The sequence below is a fragment of the Pseudomonas sp. 05T35 genome (assembly GCF_056396605.1).
Map to the genome: position 1 here is coordinate 1 of NZ_JBFTLU010000701.1, position 1497 is coordinate 1497.

The window sequence follows — 1497 nt, forward strand, 5'->3', positions numbered from 1 at the left end:
ACTTTCGCGGCTTAAGATCATCTCCAGCTGCCTTATCTCAACCAGCCCTTTCTGATATAGATCGGCCCATACGGTATCTAGGATTTCGCGCCGTCCCGCCAGCTCTGGCATAGCCGAATGAATGATCTGCGATAGGGAGATCGCTGTGGGGTATGGCTCGGGGAGATTGTTTTCTGCGAACCAGACGGAAGGAGCTTCAAATAGTTTTAGTAACCGGATGTGAGTAACCGTACAAACATCCACAAAACTCAGGAAAATTTGGCGGTAGTCGTCACTCGGACAGGCGGGTAATGCAGCGTTGATCGCCGCATTGCGCAGGGCTTCAAGCTTTTCTTCTTGGTGATTTCTCAGGGATATATTACAAACCTCGGCAACGGTGCTAATGAACGCGTCGTTTTCTTGAAGCCCTTCTTGCGTAACCACCCCCTGCTCGATGAGATGATTGATGGCTTCGCCGATGTCCCGCATGACATCGGTACGACGCTTATTCAAGGGAGCTTCAAGCACTGAGTTAAAGATTTCTAGGCAGACAGAGCCAACAACGGGGATCGCACCAATCGCGATCCTTCCAGCACGGTGAAACTTCTCCGCGACAGGTTCAACTGTAGGGTCCAGCCCCGCTAAATCTACTGAATCCATTCTGAAATTCCTCCACTTTGGATGATATTGCAATGAAAAGGGGGACTGATTTATTTCTCTGTCATGTCCCTGTCCCGTCCTGAACATCAGGCCAGCCACGCGTTGGCAGCCGCGGGCAGCAACTGGTCGAGGCACTACGAACGCTTGAGTCGTCGACCAGGCTATCACCCGCACGGAAGAAACGGGACGCCATGACCTATGTCTCAGGGGAGTTTTGTGTCCTGTATTGGGTCGATTGCTGCTCTTGGCGATTCAGGGCCCCTTCTACCTCACACGGATGAAAACCGCTTTCGATAATCACTCGGAGCAACCCCGAGACGCCGCATGAACGCCCTTCTGAACCCGTCCGTATTGGCATAGCCGACTGTATCGGCCAAGCGCTTGAGTGATACGTCCGAATCTTCGATTAGCCGCCTGGCTGCATCAATACGGGCAAGTTCGACAAACTCTGCCGGGGTCGAGCCGGCTTCCGCCTTGAAGGTACGAGCGAAGTTGCGCTCGCTCATGCCGGCGCGGGCGGCCAGGGTGGGTACGCTCAAGTCTGCCTTCAAATGTTCCACCACATAGTCCTGCACATCTCTGATCACGCTGCGTTCGGCCGTTTGCGCTGCCAATTGGGCGCTGAACTGCGATTGCCCGCCAGGTCGCTTGAAGAACATCACCATTTCACGAGCGACACTGAGCGCCARCTCCCTGCCGTGATCCTCTTCGACCAGCGCCAGAGCCAGGTCCATACCCGCCGTGACCCCTGCCGAGGTGTAGATATTTCCGTCCTTGATAAAGATGCTGTCGGGCTCGACGTGGGTTTGCGGATGTTCCCTGGCGAGTTTTGCGCTGGAATTCCAGTGAGTGGTGACA

At 54.6% G+C, this 1497-nt stretch carries 2 protein-coding genes; both read right to left on the bottom strand.

The annotated features are described in order from the left end of the window. Window positions 1-639 (bottom strand): hypothetical protein (locus AC1DH9_RS29010; RefSeq protein WP_477809321.1); only part of this gene is annotated, 639 nt, incomplete at its 3' end. Between the two features lie 269 nt (window positions 640-908). Next, window positions 909-1497: GlxA family transcriptional regulator (locus AC1DH9_RS29015; RefSeq protein ID WP_477809322.1), on the bottom strand; the 589-nt coding region annotated here is incomplete at its 5' end.